Origin of the sequence: uncultured Endozoicomonas sp. (assembly GCF_947495845.1) — a bacterium.
Classification (GTDB): Bacteria; Pseudomonadota; Gammaproteobacteria; order Pseudomonadales; family Endozoicomonadaceae; genus Endozoicomonas.
This window is the reverse complement of record NZ_CANMAO010000033.1, coordinates 25,581-43,836: the sequence shown is the minus strand read 5'-3', so window position 1 is coordinate 43,836 and position 18,256 is coordinate 25,581. Positions and strand designations below refer to the sequence as shown.

Below are 18,256 nucleotides of genomic sequence, written 5' to 3'. Positions count from 1 at the left end.
CAGAAATTGATCGCTGGTGCTTTTTTTCATTAAATCAGTTCATTTTTTACCCACAGATATCCCTGAAGAGCCAAAAAAATGAAAAAAATATTGTTTTGGCCGCTGTTGGCGGTGATGTTCTGGCTGCCATTACCCGAAGGCAGCAAACCCGAGTGGGCGATGGGTATTTTGATGATGCTGGCCTATGGGCTGGCGTTGTTCTGGTTGCTGGGTTATGGCCTGAATCGGCTGCCGGTGACGTTGGCCTTTCAGAAAGCCCGCTGGTTTCACGTTGGTTTTATTCTGGTGACCAGCTGGTTGTTTATACAACAACTGCCGTTGCCTGCGGATTGGGTTAAGGCACTTTCTCCCCTTGCCTGGGATATTCATTCTCAGGCCTATCTGGCATTGGGTTTGCCCCTGCCGGAGTTGATTTCCCTCTCTATTGATCCCTTTTCCACATTGATTACAGCATTGCTGACGCTGGCTTACTATTTATTGTTTTGCCTCTGTCTGCTGCTGATCGATAAGCCGGAGAAGTTGCGAACCTTTGCCTGGGTGCTGGTGATTTCCGGTATTTTTCAGGCGGTGTTTGGTTCGTTGAGTACGCTGTCGGGTTTGGAAACACTGCTGTTTCGGGATAAGACTTCCTATTTCGGCGTGGCCACCGGTACCTTTGTGAACCGCAACAGTTTTGCCGGGTGTATGGAGATGACGTTGGCGGTGGGTATGGGGTTGTTGATCGCCCAGCTCAATGATCGCCCTTCGGAAAACTGGCGGGAATGGCTGCATCGCACTCTGAAAACGCTGATGAGCAACAAAGTCATTCTGCGAACCGGGCTGGCGATTATGGTGATTGGTTTGGTGCTTTCCCGTTCGCGTATGGGTAATACGGCGTTTTTCTCCAGTTTGATGATGACCGGTTTTTTGTACGTTATCTGTCGTAAACAGTTAAGCCGGGGCATGATTGTGCTGTTTGTCAGTTTGCTGGTGATTGATACTGCGATCGTTAGCCAGTGGTTCGGTTTGGAAGAAGTGGTGGAACGCCTTGAGCAAACCGCCATAGAACGGGAAACCCGACCCAATGTGGCAACCGTCACGCTGGACGCTATTGGTGATTATGGTTTGACCGGTTCCGGTGGCGGCTCGTACTACACGACATTACCTGCTTATCATGATGGCAGTTGGCGGGGCTTTTACGACCTGGCCCATATTGATTTTCTGCAGTTTCCGTTGGAGTTTGGTATTCCGGCTTATGTGATTCTGGCACTGATGGTGCTCACCGCTGCCTGGCATGCCATTCAAGCCATGCGCCTGCGCCGCAGCCGGTTGATGATCGGCATGGGCTTTACCGCCTTTATGGGAATGCTGGCGATTATGATTCACTCATCGGTGGATTTTAATCTGCAGATTCCTTCTAATGCGGTGTATTTTGTGGTGATGATGGCGTTGGCTCTTCTGGCCCGTTATATGCCGACACCTGTGGGTAAGGTGCGACAATAAAGATTATTTTTGAACCACAAAGACACAAAGGCACGAAGGAAAAGCGTTTGTAAGAGCGTTGCCCTTACCCGTCTTTTGCTTTTCTTTGTGTCTTTGTGCCTTTGTGGTGAAAAGCTTTTAAAAAATGATAGATATTCATAACCATATTATCCCCGCCATCGACGATGGCCCCGATACTCTGGAACAGGCCTTGGAGTTGCTGTGGCAGGCAGAAGCTGATGGTATTCAGCGGTTGGTCTGTACGCCTCATATGCACCCCGGTCGTTACGATAACGACATCACTACCATTAAACCGGCGTTTGATGATTTGGTTAAGCAGGCCAGTGACGCAGAAATCGGTGTGCAGTTGGCCATGGCCGCAGAAGTGCGCTTCAGCGATGAGATGATGTTCCAGCTGCGCAATAAACGCATTCCCATGATTGGCCAGTGGGAGGGTTACGATTGTTTATTGCTGGAGATGCCGCACCAGAATATCCCCATGGGCATAGAACATATGTTGGAGTGGCTTGAGAAACAGAAGATTCGAGCAGTGATTGCTCACCCGGAGCGGAATAAAGAATTGATGGCCTACCCGGACCGGGTTCTGCCATTGGTGGAGCGCGGCGCATTGCTGCAGGTGACTGCCGGTTGCATCCCCGGATTCTTTGGTGAAAAAGCTCAGACCACGGCTCGCTGGTTACTCGACCATGAGTTGGTGCAGTTTGTGGCATCCGATGCTCATCACGCTAAACGACGACCACCGGCTATGAAAGCAGCTGCTGATGTGCTGGATGGTTGGTATGGGAAAGATGTACGGGATCGGTTGACGTTGACCAATCCGGATCTTTTGACGTTTTCGCTCTTTGCGGGGTGATGGATTTTTTTGAACCACAAAGGCACAAAGACACAAAGAAAAGCAAAAGATAAGTAAGAGTAAAGCTTTTACAAACAAACGCTTTTCCTTGGTGTCTTTGTGCCTTTGTGGTGAAAAGCTTTTAAAGGGAAGCAAGCACGGTGTACAAGAAATGGCTGATAACACTGCCCTGCATGATCTTACTGGCAGTTGCATTGAATACCGGATGGAATCTGATTCAGTCGGAGATCTGGCGTTCACAGACTGTGGACTTTCTGGATTTCTGGGCAGCAGAAACAAAAGATGATCCTGGCTTTGCTGTGGATAAACAACAGTGGCTGATCACCTTGGCCGGTGCTGATAACGCTCTGGACAAAATGCCAAACTCACCAGAGTTAATGGAGATGCGAGCCAGGGTTCTGAATTGGGGAGTACAGAAAGGTTGGGCAATCTCTGAAACCGAAGAACCCATGGAGCTGGCCGCATGGCAGCAATCCATTCTGCAACGCCCCGCCTGGCCTTACAGCTGGAGCAGTTATGCACAGGCGCGCTCCCAACGTTCGTTGATAGATAAGCAGTTTGAGGCGGCGCTGTTCCGTGCCGATCAACTCGGCCCCTGGGAACAGGCGGTGATGGAAAACGCCACTATTCTCGGCAGGTATTATCGCGGATGGTTAAGCGAACCGCTTCAGCTGACGTTGGATAACAGCCAGCAGCGGTTGGCGAAGCTTTATCCCCATCGGGTGCGGTGGATTGAGAAGCAATATCCGCTGCCTTAAAAGCATTGGAACCACAAAGACACAAAGACACGAAGGAAAAGACAAAAAGCTTTTCTTTCTGTCTTTGTGCCTCTTGTGCCCTTCAGGGTATTGTGGTTCAGAAAAAAATCTACCCACCACTCAAGTACAACACATGCTAAAAAAATGTCTTTTCCCCGCTGCCGGTTACGGCACTCGCTTCCTCCCTGCCACCAAAAGCATGCCCAAAGAGATGATGCCGGTGGTCTCCAAACCGCTGATTGAATACGGGGTGGAAGAAGCCCTGCAAGCGGGGATGCAGGATATCTGCATGGTGACTGGTCGGGGTAAACGCGCCCTGGAAGATCATTTTGATGCCAACTACGAGTTGGAGCATCAGATCGCCGGTACCGATAAAGAATCGCTGCTCACCAATATACGACAGTTGATTAACGAGTGTTCGTTCTCCTACACCCGCCAACGGGAGATGAAAGGCTTAGGCCATGCCATTCTCAGCGGTGAATCGTTGATTGGCGACCAACCCTTTGGCGTGGTGCTGGCCGATGATCTGTGCATTAATCCCGATGGCCCCGGCGTGTTGGCACAGATGGCGCAGCTTTATCCCCATCGGGTGCGGTGGATTGAGAAGCAATATCCGCTGCCTTAAAAGCATTGGAACCACAAAGACACAAAGACACGAAGGAAAAGACAAAAAGCTTTTCTTTCTGTCTTTGTGCCTCTTGTGCCCTTCAGGGTATTGTGGTTCAGAAAAAAATCTACCCACCACTCAAGTACAACACATGCTAAAAAAATGTCTTTTCCCCGCTGCCGGTTACGGCACTCGCTTTCTCCCTGCCACCAAAAGTATGCCCAAAGAGATGATGCCGGTGGTGTCTAAACCGCTGATTGAATACGGGGTGGAAGAAGCCCTGCAAGCGGGGATGCAGGATATCTGCATGGTGACTGGTCGGGGCAAACGTGCCCTGGAAGATCATTTTGATGCCAACTACGAGTTGGAGCATCAGATCGCCGGTACCGATAAAGAATCGCTGCTCACAAATATACGACAGTTGATTAACGAGTGTTCGTTCTCCTACACTCGTCAGCGGGAGATGAAAGGCTTAGGCCATGCCATTCTCAGCGGTGAATCGTTGATTGGCGACCAACCCTTTGGCGTGGTGCTGGCCGATGATCTATGCATTAATCCCGATGGCCCCGGCGTGTTGGCACAGATGGCGAAGCTTTATCCCCATCGGGTGCGGTGGATTGAGAAGCAATATCCGCTGCCTTAAAAGCATTGGAACCACAAAGACACAAAGACACGAAGGAAAAGACAAAAAGCTTTTCTTTGTGCCTTTGTGCCTCTTGTGCCCTTCAGGGTATTGTGGTTCAGAAAAAAATCTACCCACCACTCAAGTACAACACATGCTAAAAAAATGTCTTTTCCCCGCTGCCGGTTACGGCACTCGCTTCCTCCCTGCCACCAAAAGCATGCCCAAAGAGATGATGCCGGTGGTGTCCAAACCGCTGATTGAATACGGGGTGGAAGAAGCCCTGCAAGCGGGGATGCAGGATATCTGCATGGTGACTGGTCGGGGCAAGCGCGCCCTGGAAGATCATTTTGATGCCAACTACGAGTTGGAGCATCAGATCGCCGGTACCGATAAAGAGTCGCTGCTCACCAATATACGACAGCTGATTAACGAATGTTCATTCTCCTACACTCGTCAGCGGGAGATGAAAGGGTTAGGCCATGCCATTCTCAGCGGCGAATCGTTGATTGGCGACCAACCTTTTGGCGTGGTACTGGCCGATGACCTGTGCATTAATCCCGATGGCCCCGGCGTGTTGGCACAGATGGCGCAGCTCTATAAACAGTTTCGCTGCTCTATTGTGGCCGTGATGGAAGTGCCGGAAAGTGAAGTGAACAAATACGGCGTGATTGCCGGGCAGACCATTTCGGATGACCTTATCCGTGTGGAAAACATGGTGGAGAAACCCGCCAGAGAAGATGCTCCCAGCAACCTAGCGATCATTGGTCGCTACATTCTAACCCCGGATATTTTCAATGTGATCAGAAATACGGAACCGGGCAAGGGCGGTGAGATCCAAATCACAGATGCGTTGTTAACGCAGGCACAACAAGGTTGTGTGCTGGCTTACAAATTCAAGGGAAGACGGTTCGATTGCGGCAGCATTGAAGGTTTTATCGAGGCGACCAACTACTGTTACGATAAGCTTTACGGGCATTAAGAACGCTGCCCGTTTTCCGCTTCCCGAAAAAGCCAGACGCTTTTGCTTTTACGGGCAGCGGGAAACGTAAATACGTAACCGTAGGCATCAACTATAGTTGTGTTCGCTTTATTAAGGTTTGAACCGATGCCGGATATCCAATGGACTGCACCAGGCGCTACCCTGAGCCACAAAAATGCCGCTAAAGAGTTTGCTCTGCCTGAACAGGATATCATTCAGGCAATAAAAGCGGGGAAACTCAATTATCAAATTGCGTATGTCCATGGCAATCCTTACTACAAGGTCGTCAGATTTGAAATTGAAGCCTTTGTACTGGAGTTATTTGGGGAAGACTACGTCAATCAGCAACGACTCAAAAAACGACAAGATGACATTGACCGTGAAATTCGTAAGATGAAGCGGCGTATTAAGGTACTGGAGAAGGAACGCTTATCACTTTCTGAGCCTGCCCTGTTATAGAGATCGGAGGTTGTGCCATTGCCCAAGGCAAAGAAGAAATTAACGCCTGAACAGAAAAGAATCCGCAAGGCCGCCAAGGCAGAACGCCAGAAGAAGTACCAATGGATTTTTATTAACGGTAAGCAAAAACGAATAAAACGACAGGAGTCTGTTGAAGAATATGAGCAGAGGGAAGCCCTGATTCGCAGTGCCGACCCAATCTGGCTGCACCAGAATGAACTCTGGGAATATATGCAGCCGGACGATGGGTTGTTGCTCACTGAAGAAAGTGAAGATCAAGATGCCCTGATGTTCTTGGATAATGATTTGAAGGAGCCTTTTTAAATCTTGCCCACCGCCCACCGCCCACCGCCCACCGCTGATCAAACGCCCTTCTGGCACTCATTCTATGATTGATGCACTCCACCATTTGATCATCTGAGCGCCAATCATCACAGCCTCGGGGTATTTTGTACCAAGCCTTCCAGGCTACCTCTCGGGCTTGCTCCTGCTCATAGCCCGCTTTTATTTCCAGCTGTTTTACATATTCACTGACAAGAATCGCCTCCTTTTCCATCAAGGTAACCTTTTGGTCATAGCTATCCGTTGGCTGTGCTGAAAAGGTGCGTGGAGGGAAGTTCTCTGTTACTGGCCTGGTATGTGTCTCACAGGTCGCTCTTTTGTTCATAATATTTATCTGTTCATTTATTTTGAACGTGTTGTAATTATGAACAGATAAACCAAAAATGACTCTAAGTCGGCCTTTAGATCAGCTTAAAATATCTGTTCATTATTTTAAAGTGTTCATGTTTTGTGAACGTGCTAATATTATGAACATGGTCAAGATAAGGAGCGGCGTAACCATGGCGGCTAAAGACAATGTTGCTCAGGAGGCCTGGGTGCTGGAGCAGGCGATAGCGGCTTACCAGCAGCTGACAACGCAGGAGCTGTCTATTGTGACCTCTACAAGGGATAAAATGCCCCCAGAGGTGGACGCCACAGTACGATTGCCAACCGGTATTACGTTGGATGTCGGACTGAAGTCTCGGGTGATTCAGGGTAATACCGGAGCCGTGATTCATCGCCTGAAACAGATGCCAGACCCTCAGCGCAGCCTTCTGGTCGCGCAGTATATTACGTCCAAAACAGCAAATACCCTCAGAGAGGCCGGAGTCCAGTTTCTGGATACGGTGGGTAATGCCTATATCAATCAGCCTTCGCTGTTTGTTTATGTGCAGGGGCTTAAGCCTGAAGTCACTGGCAGCAGCGAAAGGCCAGGTAAGGCATTCAAGTTTGCCGGGCTAAAAGTCATCTTTGCGCTGTTGGAGAACCCGGCGCTGCTTAATCAACCTTATCGCACCATAGCGGAGCAGGCGGGTGTTTCTCTGGGTGCTATTGGGCACGTATTGGACGACCTGGTCGGGCAGGGGTTTATGAATGCCAGTAAAGGAAGCGGTAGAACCATTCTTGACCGGCGTGGATTAATGGATAAGTGGATCGAGGCATTTCCATTACTGCAGCGTAAGCAGCATATTGGTACCTTTACCACCGATATGGCTCTTACCCGTGAATCCATCGATTTGAAAGACTTTGGTGGCTGGTGGGGTGGAGAAGTCGCAGCAGAGCATTACACCCAATACATTAACCCTAAAGATGTGACTGTTTATGTGACCAAAGATGCGATGAAGGAGGTTATGTGGGCACTGAGGTTGCGAAAACCGAAACCTGGTGAGTATATACAGAGGAAGGTTGACCTTTACCAGCCCTTTTGGACTGAGTGGCTGCAGCCTGAGAGAGCCTTTGTTCATCCAATGGTTGCCATGGCGGAGTTAATTGCGACCGCTGAACCGAGAAACCTGGAAGTGGCAGAACGACTTTATGATAAATATGCCCATTGATCTAACGGGAAAAATAGCCGCAGGTATGGTTCAGCTTTACACGGAGCTTCGGCGGCAGACTGATGCTTTGGGTATGGAAATGCTGGTGGTTGGAGCCATGGCACGGGATCATTGAGAACGCTGCCCGCCGCCCGTTTTCCGCTTCCCGAAAAAGCCAGACGCTTTTGCTTTTACGGGGACGGGGAGCAGGCAGCGGTAGGCGTCAAAAAAGGAATGTATGGAAACAGTATTCGCCGACCTACAAGCACTACCCGATCTGGCAAGAATTTGCCTGCTCTTGGTTGCTATTGCCTTTGCTCTGTTTATGGCATTAATTCCCCATCGTTACGATCCGAGTCGGTTTATCAACGACAAGGTGAAACACGCCATCACCTTTATGGTGTTATTTGCCCTGCTGGATTTGGCATGGCCCTCCGCCAATATCGTCTGGTGGAAACCGGTTAGCCTGTTTGTGCTTGGGATTGGCATTGAAGTTTGCCAGGGTTTCACCAAACATCGCTATTTCAGCTTTGGTGATCTTCTGGCTAACGGAGCAGGAATAATGATCTACCTTGGTTGGTGCATGATGGAGGGCACGGGTTAAGTCGTGCCTCCACAGCATCAACAGAACTTGAAACGCTTCGCCATCTCTGAAATCGGGTTATCGAGACACCAGGCATTGATCCAACAGGAAGTTCCGGGAAGTATCGATCACCGCTAATTCATCCAGTGTATTTCTCCCCAGTAGAATGCTTTGCGGAAACTGTGCCCGGGAGGTCAGGCTGAATTCCGTGGTGACGTTGATATTGTTCAACTCAATCGTGGCTTCAATCACCGGGCGGCGGTCCGGTGGGCCGGAGTGAGTGATGACGTTGATAAACCGTTCAATGGGTTTAACCAAAGTGACTTCTTTACCCTGTCCATCTCGATCCGTCAGCAGCGTGAAACGTACCCAGTCAGTCCCGTTAGGCATTCTGCGAACGGTGATATCCCGGGCATCCATCGATGAAGTGGTGGAGCCAGAGTCAACCAGTGCGGTGAGTTGAGTATCGAACTGGTTATCGATGCCGGTCACCGTTTCCAGGTAGCCGAACAGGTAACGATCGCCAACCCGGCATTGTTGATCATGGGGTGATGAGCTTGGCTGAGAAAATGGCGGGTACGCCAATAGCAGTGTTAAACCAGCCGCCGCCATTCCATGGCGCAGCTTCGGAGAATACAACATATCTTCCTCCATGAAGATTTATACCCATGCCATTCTCTAAACAGGTTCTGCGCAGCTATTTTGAACCGCTGGTGCTTCGTTGGAATTCCTCGCAATAGCGCTGCTATTACTCGTCATTCCGTCTTGTCCAGCAGTCCAAAATAACTTGCTCGACACCCTATTTAGAGAATGGCATGGATATTACATCCCGAAATCTATTTACTCACTGTATGTGGTGGTTTGATGGTTGTGATGGTGGGCTGACTGGAGGTCGAACGGGTGCGACAGTTGCCAATGTTCATCGGATGGCTTCCAGAAAACCGTCAAAAAGCGGAGCGGGTTGGAGTGCTTAAACCGATGCTCTGGCAGAATCTGTGGGAAATTTGTCGCTCGTCAGGGCGGTGATTATCCGACTTATACCAATGGCGCTTTTAAATTGTGGAGTGAGCAAGTTATTTTGGGTGACTGGGCAAGGCGAAGAGACGAGTCATAGCCGTAGCTATGGCGAGGAACTTCAACGCTGATCCAGTCACCCAAAATGGCTGCGCAGCCCATAATTTAAAAGCAGAATTGGTATTAGTGCACTGCCCACGGATGATAGAGCCAGACATAAAGACTAACGGAGGTGTTCAGAATACCTTTATTCATTTCAACGGATTTGATGGCTACCACATCGACGCCCAATTACAGAGTGTCATAATATTATTTCACAGTATCACGCTATAAATAGGCTCAAGATGCGAGGGTGAATCTGGAATAGGCAGCCAATAAAAATGGCAAAGCAAGGCACAAAAAGAAGAGAAAGGTGCCGACACCCTCCCGGGGAGGATAGTGCCGGCGGCAGCCTTCGTTTGTGGACAAAAGCTGTCGCCGTATCGTAACGAAAAGAGCAAATCAGTCATGGGTTATCTTGCGGGATGTATTGCTAAGCCGCCGTGCTTTGCGACGACATGACCAAGCTGGACAACCTGCCGCACATTCGCAATGTTGAAAATGTTGACGGGAGTCACAACGCATCAGCAAGAAAAAATGTACTGTCATCGCCGCTGACATATTAACGATATATGTCGTTTAGTCGCGATACCGATCACTATCTGATCTGAAAATCAACAAGCCAGCCTACCGATGCGAATCTTTAGTGGCAAGTAGCAAGTTTCGATATTGTGAGCCACATCAAACTATGGTACTTTTTTCGTATTCTGCGGGGCTGCATAGATGATAACCAAAAGCGGTTAGTGGAATATACGTCTCAGGATGAGACAGCAGTACCCAGGGTCGGGTGGTTAAAGGGTGTATGCCCTGCAATAAAAAGCATACAAATTATCTTTATACTGATGTTCCCGGGGGGACAAAATAATGAAAAAACAACAAGGTTTTACGCTGATTGAATTGATGATCGTTGTAGCGATCATTGGTATTTTGGCGGCTGTGGCTATTCCGCAGTATCAGAATTATATTGCGCGTTCACAGGTGTCTGAGGCTGTTTCATTGCTTGGGGGGCTGAAAAGCCCTGTGTTGGAGCATTATTCAGTTACAGGAACTTTTCCAACTATCAACTCATCCGCAATCCTTGATAATATTACAGACTCAGGAACCTACGTAGCTTCTATTGCCGATAATGGCAGTATTGCAGGATCTTATATGGCAACCTTTAAGGGTGCTGGGTCGGTTAGTGATAGAATTACAGGTGCTACCTTAGCTTTTACTTTTAGCAGCAGTGGTCAGTTCAATTGTGTTCAGAATGGAGCGACAGGAACTACCGTCCCTTCAGATTTGTTGCCATCTATTTGTAATTAATTTTATCTCGTTCCCACGCTTAGCGTGGGAATTTAGGTTTATTTTGCCAATAAAAGCGAATTAATAGCTAATATACCCTATGAAGTGTTCTATTCGCTTGTTTTTGTTCAGCCTTGCTCTGCTGTCTTCCCTTTTTTATAACGGTAATACAATCGACCTACTGGTTATCTCAACTTTGTCGATAGCTCTACTGTGCTTCACCATAAATAACAGCAACAAACTTTCAGTGTTACCCCTTGTTGGCTTCTCTTTACTCTTACTAACCAATTATTACTCTTCCATCAATACCGAATGGAGCCTGCTAATCATAGCCGGGTTCTTGATAGGCTCTGCCTCATTCTGGCTTTTTACCAGCACCGAATACCAGTCTCATTGGCCACAATACCGCTTGGCCATTATCACCATGATTTTGTTAACCAGTTTACTGGGGATCTGGCACTTCTCTGTTACTCTGAGCCGAATTGATGGACAGATGCTGGATGCCAATGTTTACGCCATTACCCAATATCTGGCATTTTTTCTATTACTATCCATGGCAGACGCTCAAACTAAAGGCCGGCTAATTATAATAAACAGTGTTCTCTTCCTGATTTTGATTGCTTTTTTTGCCAGTAACTCCAGAAGCGGTACCGCAGCTTGGTTGGGAGCCTTTGGAGGTATTATAGTGCTTTCAATGTTTAAGCCGTTGTATTCCAGAAAAACACTGGTCACAGTGGGGCTTCTATCATTATTTGCTTTTGCTTTGGTGGCGTTGTTGCCTGTATGGTTTGGCGATGGAAGCTTGGTGCGTGGATTGGATGATCTGTCTCACCTGAATTCCAGAACCTATATCTGGGGTGCAACCTGGGAGCTGATTAAGAGTATGCCTTTAATGGGGTATGGTCTTGGCACGTTTGCTAACCTATATCCCGCTGTACGATACGAGTATGGTAGTTCTGGTGTATTTGCCCACAATGATTACCTACAGCTGTTGCTGGAGGGTGGCCCACTATTGCTCGGATTGTTACTGGCTTATGTTATGTTTTATGGCTGGCTGGGTTTCAAAGTTTTCTTCGAAAAAAACGAAGTGATTGAGCGGCAGCGAGCAGAATATAAAGAACTGCTGTCTTATATTGCCATTGCCATGGCGCTCTCTGCCCATGCGATTCTGAATTATGTTTTCTATGTATTAAGTATTCAGATTATTGTTGGTGTGGTGTTAGCTCGTACAGTATTGCTTGCCCGCCAGCTAGGTTATCTAAAAGTTCCTGCTCTTCATTATCGTAAGCTGACCTTTATTGTGCCGTGTATCATGATGATTATGGTGCTCTCTCTGAGCGTACTTGCAGTTTCTCGTAAGGCTTTGTTGCATGTTGGGCATTTCCCGATACCTGAAGCCTGGAATGAATCACCAGAATTTGCTCAGAACATTCTGACAGTGGATCCAGATAATCAGGCGGCTAATATGCTGCTGTTTAATCAGTTGTTTTTCGGCCTATCGTCAGCACCGGAAAGACAGCGGCAGGCTATGTTTGAGGTGAGTTTTCGCATAGGTAAGAGCCTGATGCAGGACTACCCTTACGATTCTGACTATTACTGGCGCCAGGGGTTTCTTATAGAGCAGGCTATTGCGCTTGGCTTGGATACGCACAGCGATGAAGAAAAAACTCCAGAGGAATATTATCAACAAGCACTTAAGTTAAACCCTGGCAATATCCACGCCATTCAAAGTATGTTTGATTACTGGTTGACCAAGGGGGATATAGATGAGGTGGTCGCTCTTATGGATACTGCCATGAAGTGGAAGTCTTTGTTGAGTCTCGATGACCGTAAGTTATTGGCCGAAATGAGAGAAAGGCTGGAAGCATATAAATAGTCCGGTTTTATTTTGGGTGGTTGATATTTATATCCCGGAGGCATTAATGGAAAAACTCCCCGACCGAATCAGCATCAACTACGAAACCGCCCACGTAAAAGTCTGGCTTGGCGGAAAGCATGGCAGTGCCGTCTATTTTACCGTTGCTCAATACGGTTCCTACGAAGCCGCCCTGCGGGCAGCCATCGAACACGAACGCAGCCTGCCAACCTCTGTGCGCCTCGGTCGCCGCAAAACCCACACCAATGCCCATAAAAGCAATAAATCCAAAGTGCCCGGCGTCTCGTCACTGGCTATTTATTAAGAGAAGGCCAGCATCAACAGGTTGGCTGGCGAGTCAATTGGATGGACTATACCCAGGGCAAGGCAAAAAGCCGGTTCAAAGATTTCTCATGGGTGCGCTGGGGCGACGATGCCTTCCAGCTGGCCTGCGATTACCGTGAAATCATGGTGGTGCAGAATCAGGCCATTTTGGCAGAGATGATCGAGAAAGAAGATACCCAGCGCTCATAAGAGGTTGTCGTGAAACCCTCCAGCCCTGGTTCCCATGCTGTGCGTGGGAATCCATATTTCTAACCATTTGAAAATTCAAGGGTATGCATTCCCACGCAATACCCAAAGGGCATAAAAGCATGGGAACGAGATGTTTGGAGTTTTGTGACACCCTCTGGAGCATGGGAACGAGTTGGTTGAGAGCTTTGCGACACCCTCATAGGCTTCTTGATAGCAAACGGCTTGCCAGAAAGTATTGTCAGTTTTGTGCACACTGACAAGGCATGAGCCAAGGATGAGGAATGATTTCCGGTGGCTTTATATGTATCCATTGACGTATAATTTCTGCCGCCAGGGACGGCAACTCAATCCCACCTTAAAACTGGTGGCAAGGTCACCCTTTCACCCTTTCACCCTTTCACCCTTTCACCCTTTCACCCTTTCACCCTTTCACCCTTTCACCCTTTCACCGGTTTACGGAGAATCAAGACTCCTGATTCCGGCTATGTATGTCTTTAATCATTTCTTCGATTTGAGAGTGATAAAAGTTATTCAGGTGACCTTTCATCGTTTGGTTCTGATCATGAAAAATACAGAGCCAGTCTTCTAGCGCAGTGTTATTGACCACCTCCCAGCTATCACCATTCAGCGTCTTCCAGAAAACCTTTTCTATTATTGTTGGTAACCGTGGTATTGCATTTAGCGCTGTAGAATGGATGGCCAGATTAAGCTCTGTATTGGGCATATTTTTTAAAGCGTCCATTACTACATTTAACGTTGTTTCGAGCTTTGAATACAGCTGGTGACTGATTTGAGTGATAAGCTGCTTCTGCCTTTTATGCATCTGCCCTTTGTCATTTTTCTCCCAGGCATGTAGAAAACAGTCTGGAGATATTAATTTGTCCCCATAAGTACTCCACATAATCTGTTCTATGAGATGACGCCTGTCTTCAGTGGCGCACTGAGTGAAGTAGTTTGGTGTACAGCTGTCAAAGAGGGTGATTTTTTTTGCGTCAGACCATATGGCGGTTACGTGTCTTACTTGGAAAGTTGTCTGCCTTTCCGTTTTAGATGCTGTGTTTGTGTTTTGAGCTTCCAGAGATAGGTAGCTGTCGGTATATCTCATTTCCGCAGAGACGCCGCTACTGACCATGGTGTATATACCGGGGCATGCAGCAATGAGATCAAGGATGCGGAGAATATCGGGCGGTGTACTCTTGAATGTGTGCAAGAGTATTTGTGTGATTGGAGGTTCGATTAAAGGCTCGATTAAAGAGTTGCTATCACTCGCCACATCATCAGCATGACAGTTCATCGGGGGCATGAGAGAGAAGCACTGTTCATACCAGTTTTTAGCCGAGAGCCGTTTAATTTTTGGAATGTGATCGATGCCTTGTCGGTCGACAGGTATACGACGATGAAAGAATAATAGTGCATCCAGAAAAGCTCTGGCTTCCATAAAATGGTAAGCACGAGGGTTAGCTTTTTTCAGGTCATCCATATCAGCGAGGCCACCAGATTTGTTTTTCTGCTGTTCACTGATTAGAAACGCTTTGTATTGAGAGAAACTCTTGTTTATCTCAACGCCAAGATTACTGTCAGGTTCATAGCGAAAATGCTGATACCAGGGGTGACTCAGCAGGCCTAGGTTTCTTGCAAAGTGAGTGAAGCCATTTTCGGGATCTGACAGGTGAGCCTGAATGAGTAACATGCACAATCCTTCGCAAAAGGTACTCTTGATAGGGATGTGGCCTTTTTCACAAAGCTGCTCAATATTGTCTGCAAGGTGGTCTATGGGCGCTTGGTCTGGGTTTGGATAGTCGTTGCCATAATTGAAAGCGTAGGCAATGTCTTTTTCCAGAGTTAAAAGTTGCTCACAAAGGGCACCCTTATTGTGTTCGGTATTTTGGTCAGTCTTGGATAGTTCAGCTAACGCTTTGTCTGATAGATTTGTAAATCTGCTGAATTCCGTTGTACTTAAGCTTGCCAGTTTGGCTGCCAATGGCTCATCAATGAATGGGCATGCGTGTCTTAACGCCTGACGTAAATACGATTGTTGGCTGTCGTAAGCACAGGCATTCCCCTGCAACACTTTTTCTTTGTTGACGGTTGGTGGTGGGAGATTTCTGGTGCCAAATTGATCGTGCTCTGGCGTTACGCACTCAACGCACTTGAAAGAAGTGTTGCTCCAGAAAAAGGAAATAGCCGGTTTTTGCGTCAGGCAGCCAGGGCATTCCACCTGTGTATTTTCACATTGCAGGCACAGTTCTGATCGCTGCATATACGGCGTGCATGATTTTGGGCACGGTGTTCTTGACTGGAGTGTATGAAGATCGACGTCAGATATTTTACGACGCTCATACAAGATGCGGTAATTCATAAATGCTGCATCTTGAAAATGGTCAGATTTATCGATATCGGGGCTTGTGACAGAGTTGCCTGGCCCAAAGATTAATCTTTCATAATCCTTAGTGGTGTTAGTTGGTGCCTGAGAGGTAAAAGTCTTAGACGCTACATCAAAGTATGTCGAAGGAGAAAACGCCTGGTCATCGTTAAGTGAAACGGAACGCGCATGAACAAAAGACTCTGCCGGTGAATGGGGTAGAGCTGGCACCTTCTTGAGTATATTTAGGTCAGCAGGAATGGATCTCCATGCACGCAGGGTGCGGTCTCCTTGCGTTGCAACAAGGGGTAATGTCGAGTGAGCGGATTTCTCAACAATCATACTACAGCCCCCATTCTTATGTACGTCAGGCTCATCAACCCAATGAGTAGTGAGAACTGTAAGAATCTTGGACTATTGTGATCAGGGAAAGTTCCTTTATTAATATGGATTAGTCACCGCTTGGTGCCGTCTGTTTGAAGCGGTCAAGCCTGCCTGTAAATGCAGCAGCGTCTCTCTGAGCCAGAGCAGGGCTGGTGAGGTTCTGCGGAAATTGCACCAGTAAAGGTAGGCACTGACGGATGGTAGCTCATAAGGTAATGGCAATATCTGCAATCCCAAATCAGAAGATAATTGTCGTGCATAGTTCTGAGGCAGTGTGAGCAGCAGATCTGAACTGGACACCACCTGGCAGGCCACCTGATAGTCCCTCAGCCTGAGCGCGATAGTGCGCCTTTTTTCCAGACTGGCTAACTGTTGATCCTCATAGCCGAGCCCTTCTCTGCGAGACGACACTAATATGTGTTTTTCCTGCAAATAACCATCCATGGTCAAATTCTCGGTAATCCGTGAATGGTCTTTGCGCGTGACCACCACCATGGGGGTTTTCTGCAACAGTGTGTATTCGATCTGTTCGCCCACCGGGAGTAACACGTCCACCGCCAGATCGACAGCGCCTGATCGTAACTCCTGTTCAATCGTGTATCGACTAAGTTTCACACTCTGGATGGATACTTCAGGCGCTTGTTGTTGTAATGATTTCATCAGTGGCGGTAACACCACGGATTCCATTGCCCTGTGAATGGCCAGGGTAAACGACTGTTGACTTTTTAATGGGTTGAAGTGCTGTCCGGGCGCCAGAACACGTTCCAGATCGCCAAGCACCACGCGCAGTTGCGGCAGGATTTCCCGGGTATAAGGGGAAGGTTGCAGCCCTCGGCCTTCGCGAAGAAATAGCGGGTCTTCAAGCTGTTCCCTAAGCCGGTTGAGTGCATGACTGACCGCCGGCTGGGTGAGGTTCAGTTTTTTTGCCGCACCCGTAATAGAGCCTACTGAAGCGATGGCTTCAAGCACCCTCAGTAAATTCAGATCGAGCTTTGATATATGCATAATATTTATAGTTACTAATCAAAACTATTCATTTGATCGTGATTATCATCTGCCTCAGGATGGTGAGCAACGACTAATAAGGAACTGTCCCGAAATATGATCCACATTTTAATTTACGTGGTCCGTTAACCGTTGTCCGTAGTCCGTAAAAGCGCGAGTGGCTAAGCTTTTTCGGACAACGGACAACGGACAACGGACAACGGGTAACGGGTAACGTTAATTGAATCGTGGAAGTTATTTCAGGAGCAATCCTAAGAACAACAATAACAAATAAGAGAGCAACCATGGATTTTTCCAATTCCGCCAAGGGGCAGGATTACCTTAAGCGCATAACCGCGTTTATGAACGACAAAGTACTGCCGGCGGAAGATGAATACTACCGGGCACTATCCTCATCCGCAGATCATAAAGACTGGCAACAACCAGAGATGGTTGAAGATTTAAAACGACAGGCGCGCAGTGAAGGATTGTGGAATTTATTTTTGCCCTGTGATGAGTGGGGCGCCGGGCTAACCAATGCAGAATATGCACCGCTGGCAGAAGCCACTGGCTGGAGCTTAATGGCTCCGGAAGTGTTCAACTGTAATGCGCCGGATACCGGCAACTCAGAAGTACTCTGGAAATACGGCAGTGAAGCACAAAAAGAACAGTGGTTAAAACCGTTGCTGGCCGGAGAGATTCGTTCTGCTTTTTGTATGACGGAACCAGACGTGGCATCCAGTGATGCAACGAATATGGAAGCCACGTGTATTGTTGAAGGTGATGAAATTGTCTTGAATGGTCGCAAGTGGTGGAGCAGCGGCATTGGTCATCCGAATTGTAAGTTTGTTATTTTTATGGGGATTTCGAATCCGGAAGCCGATCGCCACAGTCGTCATGCCATGGTTTTGGTACCGCTGGATACCCCGGGAATTAACATTGAGCGCATGCTCAGTGTGATGGGCGACTATGATGCGCCGTTTGGTCATGGTGAAGTGTCGTTTACTAATGTAAGGCTTCCGTTGTCTGCTTTTATCGGTGGGCCAGGAAGAGGTTTTGAAATTGCCCAGGGACGTCTTGGTCCGGGGCGTATTCATCATTGCATGCGCTTAATTGGTTCTGCTGAAAAGGCACTGAAACTGCTTTGTGAGCGGGGGTTGGAACGGACGGCGTTTGGCAAACCACTGGTTAAGTTAAATGGTAATCCGGATGTCATCGCCAACGCACGTATTGGTATTGAACAGGCACGACTGTTAACTCATAAGGCTGCCTGGCTGATGGATACCAAAGGCATCTCTGGCGCCATGAGCGAAGTCTCTCAGATTAAAGTGGTGGCACCCAACGTTGCTCAGCAGGTGGTGGATGCAGCGATTCAAATGCACGGCGGCGGTGGTCTTTCTGATGACTTCCCGCTCACTCGGATGCTGGCGATGGCGCGGGTATTGCGTCTTGCGGATGGGCCTGATGAAGTGCATCGTGGTCTTATCGCCAAGTTTGAGCTGATGAAGTATCGTCATTTGAATAATAAGAAGGGCTAA

18 protein-coding genes and 2 pseudogenes are annotated in these 18,256 nt (G+C 48.0%); 17 read left to right on the top strand and 3 right to left on the bottom strand.

The genetic code is table 11. The features are described 5' to 3' along the window. Positions 1 to 78 precede the first annotated feature (78 nt). The 11 genes and pseudogenes from Q1B11_RS17250 to Q1B11_RS17200 all read left to right on the top strand — a co-directional run bounded on the left by Q1B11_RS17250 (position 79) and on the right by Q1B11_RS17200 (position 8,223). Entirely contained in the window at positions 79 to 1,482 is a 1,404-nt protein-coding gene (locus Q1B11_RS17250; protein WP_299734705.1) for an O-antigen ligase family protein, read from the top strand. 124 nt (positions 1,483 to 1,606) lie between these two features. Continuing rightward, entirely contained in the window at positions 1,607 to 2,335 is a 729-nt protein-coding gene (locus tag Q1B11_RS17245) for a CpsB/CapC family capsule biosynthesis tyrosine phosphatase (protein WP_299734703.1), read from the top strand. A 140-nt stretch (positions 2,336 to 2,475) separates the two neighbouring features. Next, positions 2,476 to 3,093 carry a hypothetical protein gene (locus Q1B11_RS17240; RefSeq protein WP_299734701.1) on the top strand — a complete coding sequence of 206 codons (618 nt, stop codon included), beginning with the start codon at positions 2,476 to 2,478 and terminating at the stop codon, positions 3,091 to 3,093. Positions 3,094 to 3,226: 133 nt separating this feature from the next. Continuing rightward, a pseudogene (locus Q1B11_RS17235) lies at positions 3,227 to 3,673 on the top strand (sugar phosphate nucleotidyltransferase); the annotation flags it as partial. 178 nt (positions 3,674 to 3,851) lie between these two features. Continuing rightward, positions 3,852 to 4,298 (top strand): annotated as a pseudogene (locus tag Q1B11_RS17230) (sugar phosphate nucleotidyltransferase); the annotation flags it as partial. 178 nt (positions 4,299 to 4,476) lie between these two features. Continuing rightward, on the top strand, positions 4,477 to 5,304 hold the full coding sequence (galU, locus tag Q1B11_RS17225; RefSeq protein ID WP_299734699.1) for a UTP--glucose-1-phosphate uridylyltransferase GalU: 828 nt from the start codon (positions 4,477 to 4,479) through the stop codon (positions 5,302 to 5,304). 126 nt (positions 5,305 to 5,430) lie between these two features. Next, positions 5,431 to 5,763, top strand: coding sequence for a hypothetical protein (locus tag Q1B11_RS17220; protein WP_299734697.1), 333 nt, complete (start codon positions 5,431 to 5,433; stop codon positions 5,761 to 5,763). Between the two features lie 18 nt (positions 5,764 to 5,781). After that, positions 5,782 to 6,087: a hypothetical protein gene (locus Q1B11_RS17215; protein WP_299734695.1), complete on the top strand. Its 306-nt coding sequence runs from the start codon at positions 5,782 to 5,784 to the stop codon at positions 6,085 to 6,087. Positions 6,088 to 6,605: 518 nt separating this feature from the next. After that, entirely contained in the window at positions 6,606 to 7,640 is a 1,035-nt protein-coding gene (locus tag Q1B11_RS17210) for a type IV toxin-antitoxin system AbiEi family antitoxin (RefSeq protein ID WP_299734693.1), read from the top strand. Continuing rightward, positions 7,630 to 7,755 (top strand): hypothetical protein, encoded by a 126-nt coding sequence (locus Q1B11_RS17205; RefSeq protein WP_299734691.1) that lies wholly within the window; start codon positions 7,630 to 7,632, stop codon positions 7,753 to 7,755. Before Q1B11_RS17210 ends, Q1B11_RS17205 begins: the two co-directional genes overlap by 11 nt. A gap of 102 nt (positions 7,756 to 7,857) precedes the next feature. Further along, positions 7,858 to 8,223: a VanZ family protein gene (locus Q1B11_RS17200; protein WP_299734689.1), complete on the top strand. Its 366-nt coding sequence runs from the start codon at positions 7,858 to 7,860 to the stop codon at positions 8,221 to 8,223. 57 nt (positions 8,224 to 8,280) lie between these two features. On the opposite strand, the gene Q1B11_RS17195 is transcribed toward Q1B11_RS17200, so the two are convergent. Further along, a complete protein-coding gene (locus Q1B11_RS17195) occupies positions 8,281 to 8,844 on the bottom strand; it encodes a RimK/LysX family protein (protein ID WP_299734687.1) in 564 nt (187 codons plus the stop codon). 173 nt (positions 8,845 to 9,017) lie between these two features. On the opposite strand from Q1B11_RS17195, the gene Q1B11_RS17190 reads away from it, so the two are divergent. From Q1B11_RS17190 to Q1B11_RS17170, 5 genes are all read left to right on the top strand, one after another. Then, on the top strand, positions 9,018 to 9,176 hold the full coding sequence (locus Q1B11_RS17190; RefSeq protein ID WP_299734686.1) for a hypothetical protein: 159 nt from the start codon (positions 9,018 to 9,020) through the stop codon (positions 9,174 to 9,176). Positions 9,177 to 10,179: 1,003 nt separating this feature from the next. Next, positions 10,180 to 10,620: a pilin gene (locus Q1B11_RS17185; RefSeq protein WP_299734684.1), complete on the top strand. Its 441-nt coding sequence runs from the start codon at positions 10,180 to 10,182 to the stop codon at positions 10,618 to 10,620. A gap of 403 nt (positions 10,621 to 11,023) precedes the next feature. Next, positions 11,024 to 12,475: an O-antigen ligase family protein gene (locus Q1B11_RS17180; protein ID WP_299734682.1), complete on the top strand. Its 1,452-nt coding sequence runs from the start codon at positions 11,024 to 11,026 to the stop codon at positions 12,473 to 12,475. A gap of 46 nt (positions 12,476 to 12,521) precedes the next feature. Further along, complete coding sequence (locus Q1B11_RS17175) at positions 12,522 to 12,779, top strand: hypothetical protein (protein ID WP_299734680.1); 258 nt, start codon at positions 12,522 to 12,524, stop codon at positions 12,777 to 12,779. 41 nt (positions 12,780 to 12,820) lie between these two features. Next, on the top strand, positions 12,821 to 12,988 hold the full coding sequence (locus Q1B11_RS17170) for a hypothetical protein (RefSeq protein WP_299734678.1): 168 nt from the start codon (positions 12,821 to 12,823) through the stop codon (positions 12,986 to 12,988). Between the two features lie 463 nt (positions 12,989 to 13,451). On the opposite strand, the gene Q1B11_RS17165 is transcribed toward Q1B11_RS17170, so the two are convergent. Continuing rightward, positions 13,452 to 15,692: a hypothetical protein gene (locus tag Q1B11_RS17165; protein ID WP_299734676.1), complete on the bottom strand. Its 2,241-nt coding sequence runs from the start codon at positions 15,690 to 15,692 to the stop codon at positions 13,452 to 13,454. Between the two features lie 99 nt (positions 15,693 to 15,791). After that, positions 15,792 to 16,739 carry a LysR family transcriptional regulator gene (locus tag Q1B11_RS17160; RefSeq protein WP_299734674.1) on the bottom strand — a complete coding sequence of 316 codons (948 nt, stop codon included), beginning with the start codon at positions 16,737 to 16,739 and terminating at the stop codon, positions 15,792 to 15,794. Between the two features lie 284 nt (positions 16,740 to 17,023). On the opposite strand from Q1B11_RS17160, the gene Q1B11_RS17155 reads away from it, so the two are divergent. Further along, positions 17,024 to 18,256 carry an acyl-CoA dehydrogenase family protein gene (locus tag Q1B11_RS17155; protein ID WP_299734672.1) on the top strand — a complete coding sequence of 411 codons (1,233 nt, stop codon included), beginning with the start codon at positions 17,024 to 17,026 and terminating at the stop codon, positions 18,254 to 18,256.

Bases quoted from the DNA above. Each gene is read 5' to 3' on its own strand.
- Q1B11_RS17250 (WP_299734705.1), top strand. From the start codon at position 79: ATGAAAAAAATATTGTTTTGGCCGCTGTTGGCGGTGATGTTCTGGCTG.
- Q1B11_RS17245 (WP_299734703.1), top strand. From the start codon at position 1,607: ATGATAGATATTCATAACCATATTATCCCCGCCATCGACGATGGCCCC.
- galU (WP_299734699.1), top strand. From the start codon at position 4,477: ATGCTAAAAAAATGTCTTTTCCCCGCTGCCGGTTACGGCACTCGCTTC.
- Q1B11_RS17220 (WP_299734697.1), top strand. From the start codon at position 5,431: ATGCCGGATATCCAATGGACTGCACCAGGCGCTACCCTGAGCCACAAA.
- Q1B11_RS17210 (WP_299734693.1), top strand. From the start codon at position 6,606: ATGGCGGCTAAAGACAATGTTGCTCAGGAGGCCTGGGTGCTGGAGCAG.
- Q1B11_RS17205 (WP_299734691.1), top strand. From the start codon at position 7,630: ATGCCCATTGATCTAACGGGAAAAATAGCCGCAGGTATGGTTCAGCTT.
- Q1B11_RS17200 (WP_299734689.1), top strand. From the start codon at position 7,858: ATGGAAACAGTATTCGCCGACCTACAAGCACTACCCGATCTGGCAAGA.
- Q1B11_RS17195 (WP_299734687.1), bottom strand. From the start codon at position 8,844: ATGTTGTATTCTCCGAAGCTGCGCCATGGAATGGCGGCGGCTGGTTTA.
- Q1B11_RS17190 (WP_299734686.1), top strand. From the start codon at position 9,018: ATGGATATTACATCCCGAAATCTATTTACTCACTGTATGTGGTGGTTT.
- Q1B11_RS17185 (WP_299734684.1), top strand. From the start codon at position 10,180: ATGAAAAAACAACAAGGTTTTACGCTGATTGAATTGATGATCGTTGTA.
- Q1B11_RS17180 (WP_299734682.1), top strand. From the start codon at position 11,024: ATGATTTTGTTAACCAGTTTACTGGGGATCTGGCACTTCTCTGTTACT.
- Q1B11_RS17175 (WP_299734680.1), top strand. From the start codon at position 12,522: ATGGAAAAACTCCCCGACCGAATCAGCATCAACTACGAAACCGCCCAC.
- Q1B11_RS17170 (WP_299734678.1), top strand. From the start codon at position 12,821: ATGGACTATACCCAGGGCAAGGCAAAAAGCCGGTTCAAAGATTTCTCA.
- Q1B11_RS17165 (WP_299734676.1), bottom strand. From the start codon at position 15,692: ATGATTGTTGAGAAATCCGCTCACTCGACATTACCCCTTGTTGCAACG.
- Q1B11_RS17160 (WP_299734674.1), bottom strand. From the start codon at position 16,739: ATGCATATATCAAAGCTCGATCTGAATTTACTGAGGGTGCTTGAAGCC.
- Q1B11_RS17155 (WP_299734672.1), top strand. From the start codon at position 17,024: ATGGATTTTTCCAATTCCGCCAAGGGGCAGGATTACCTTAAGCGCATA.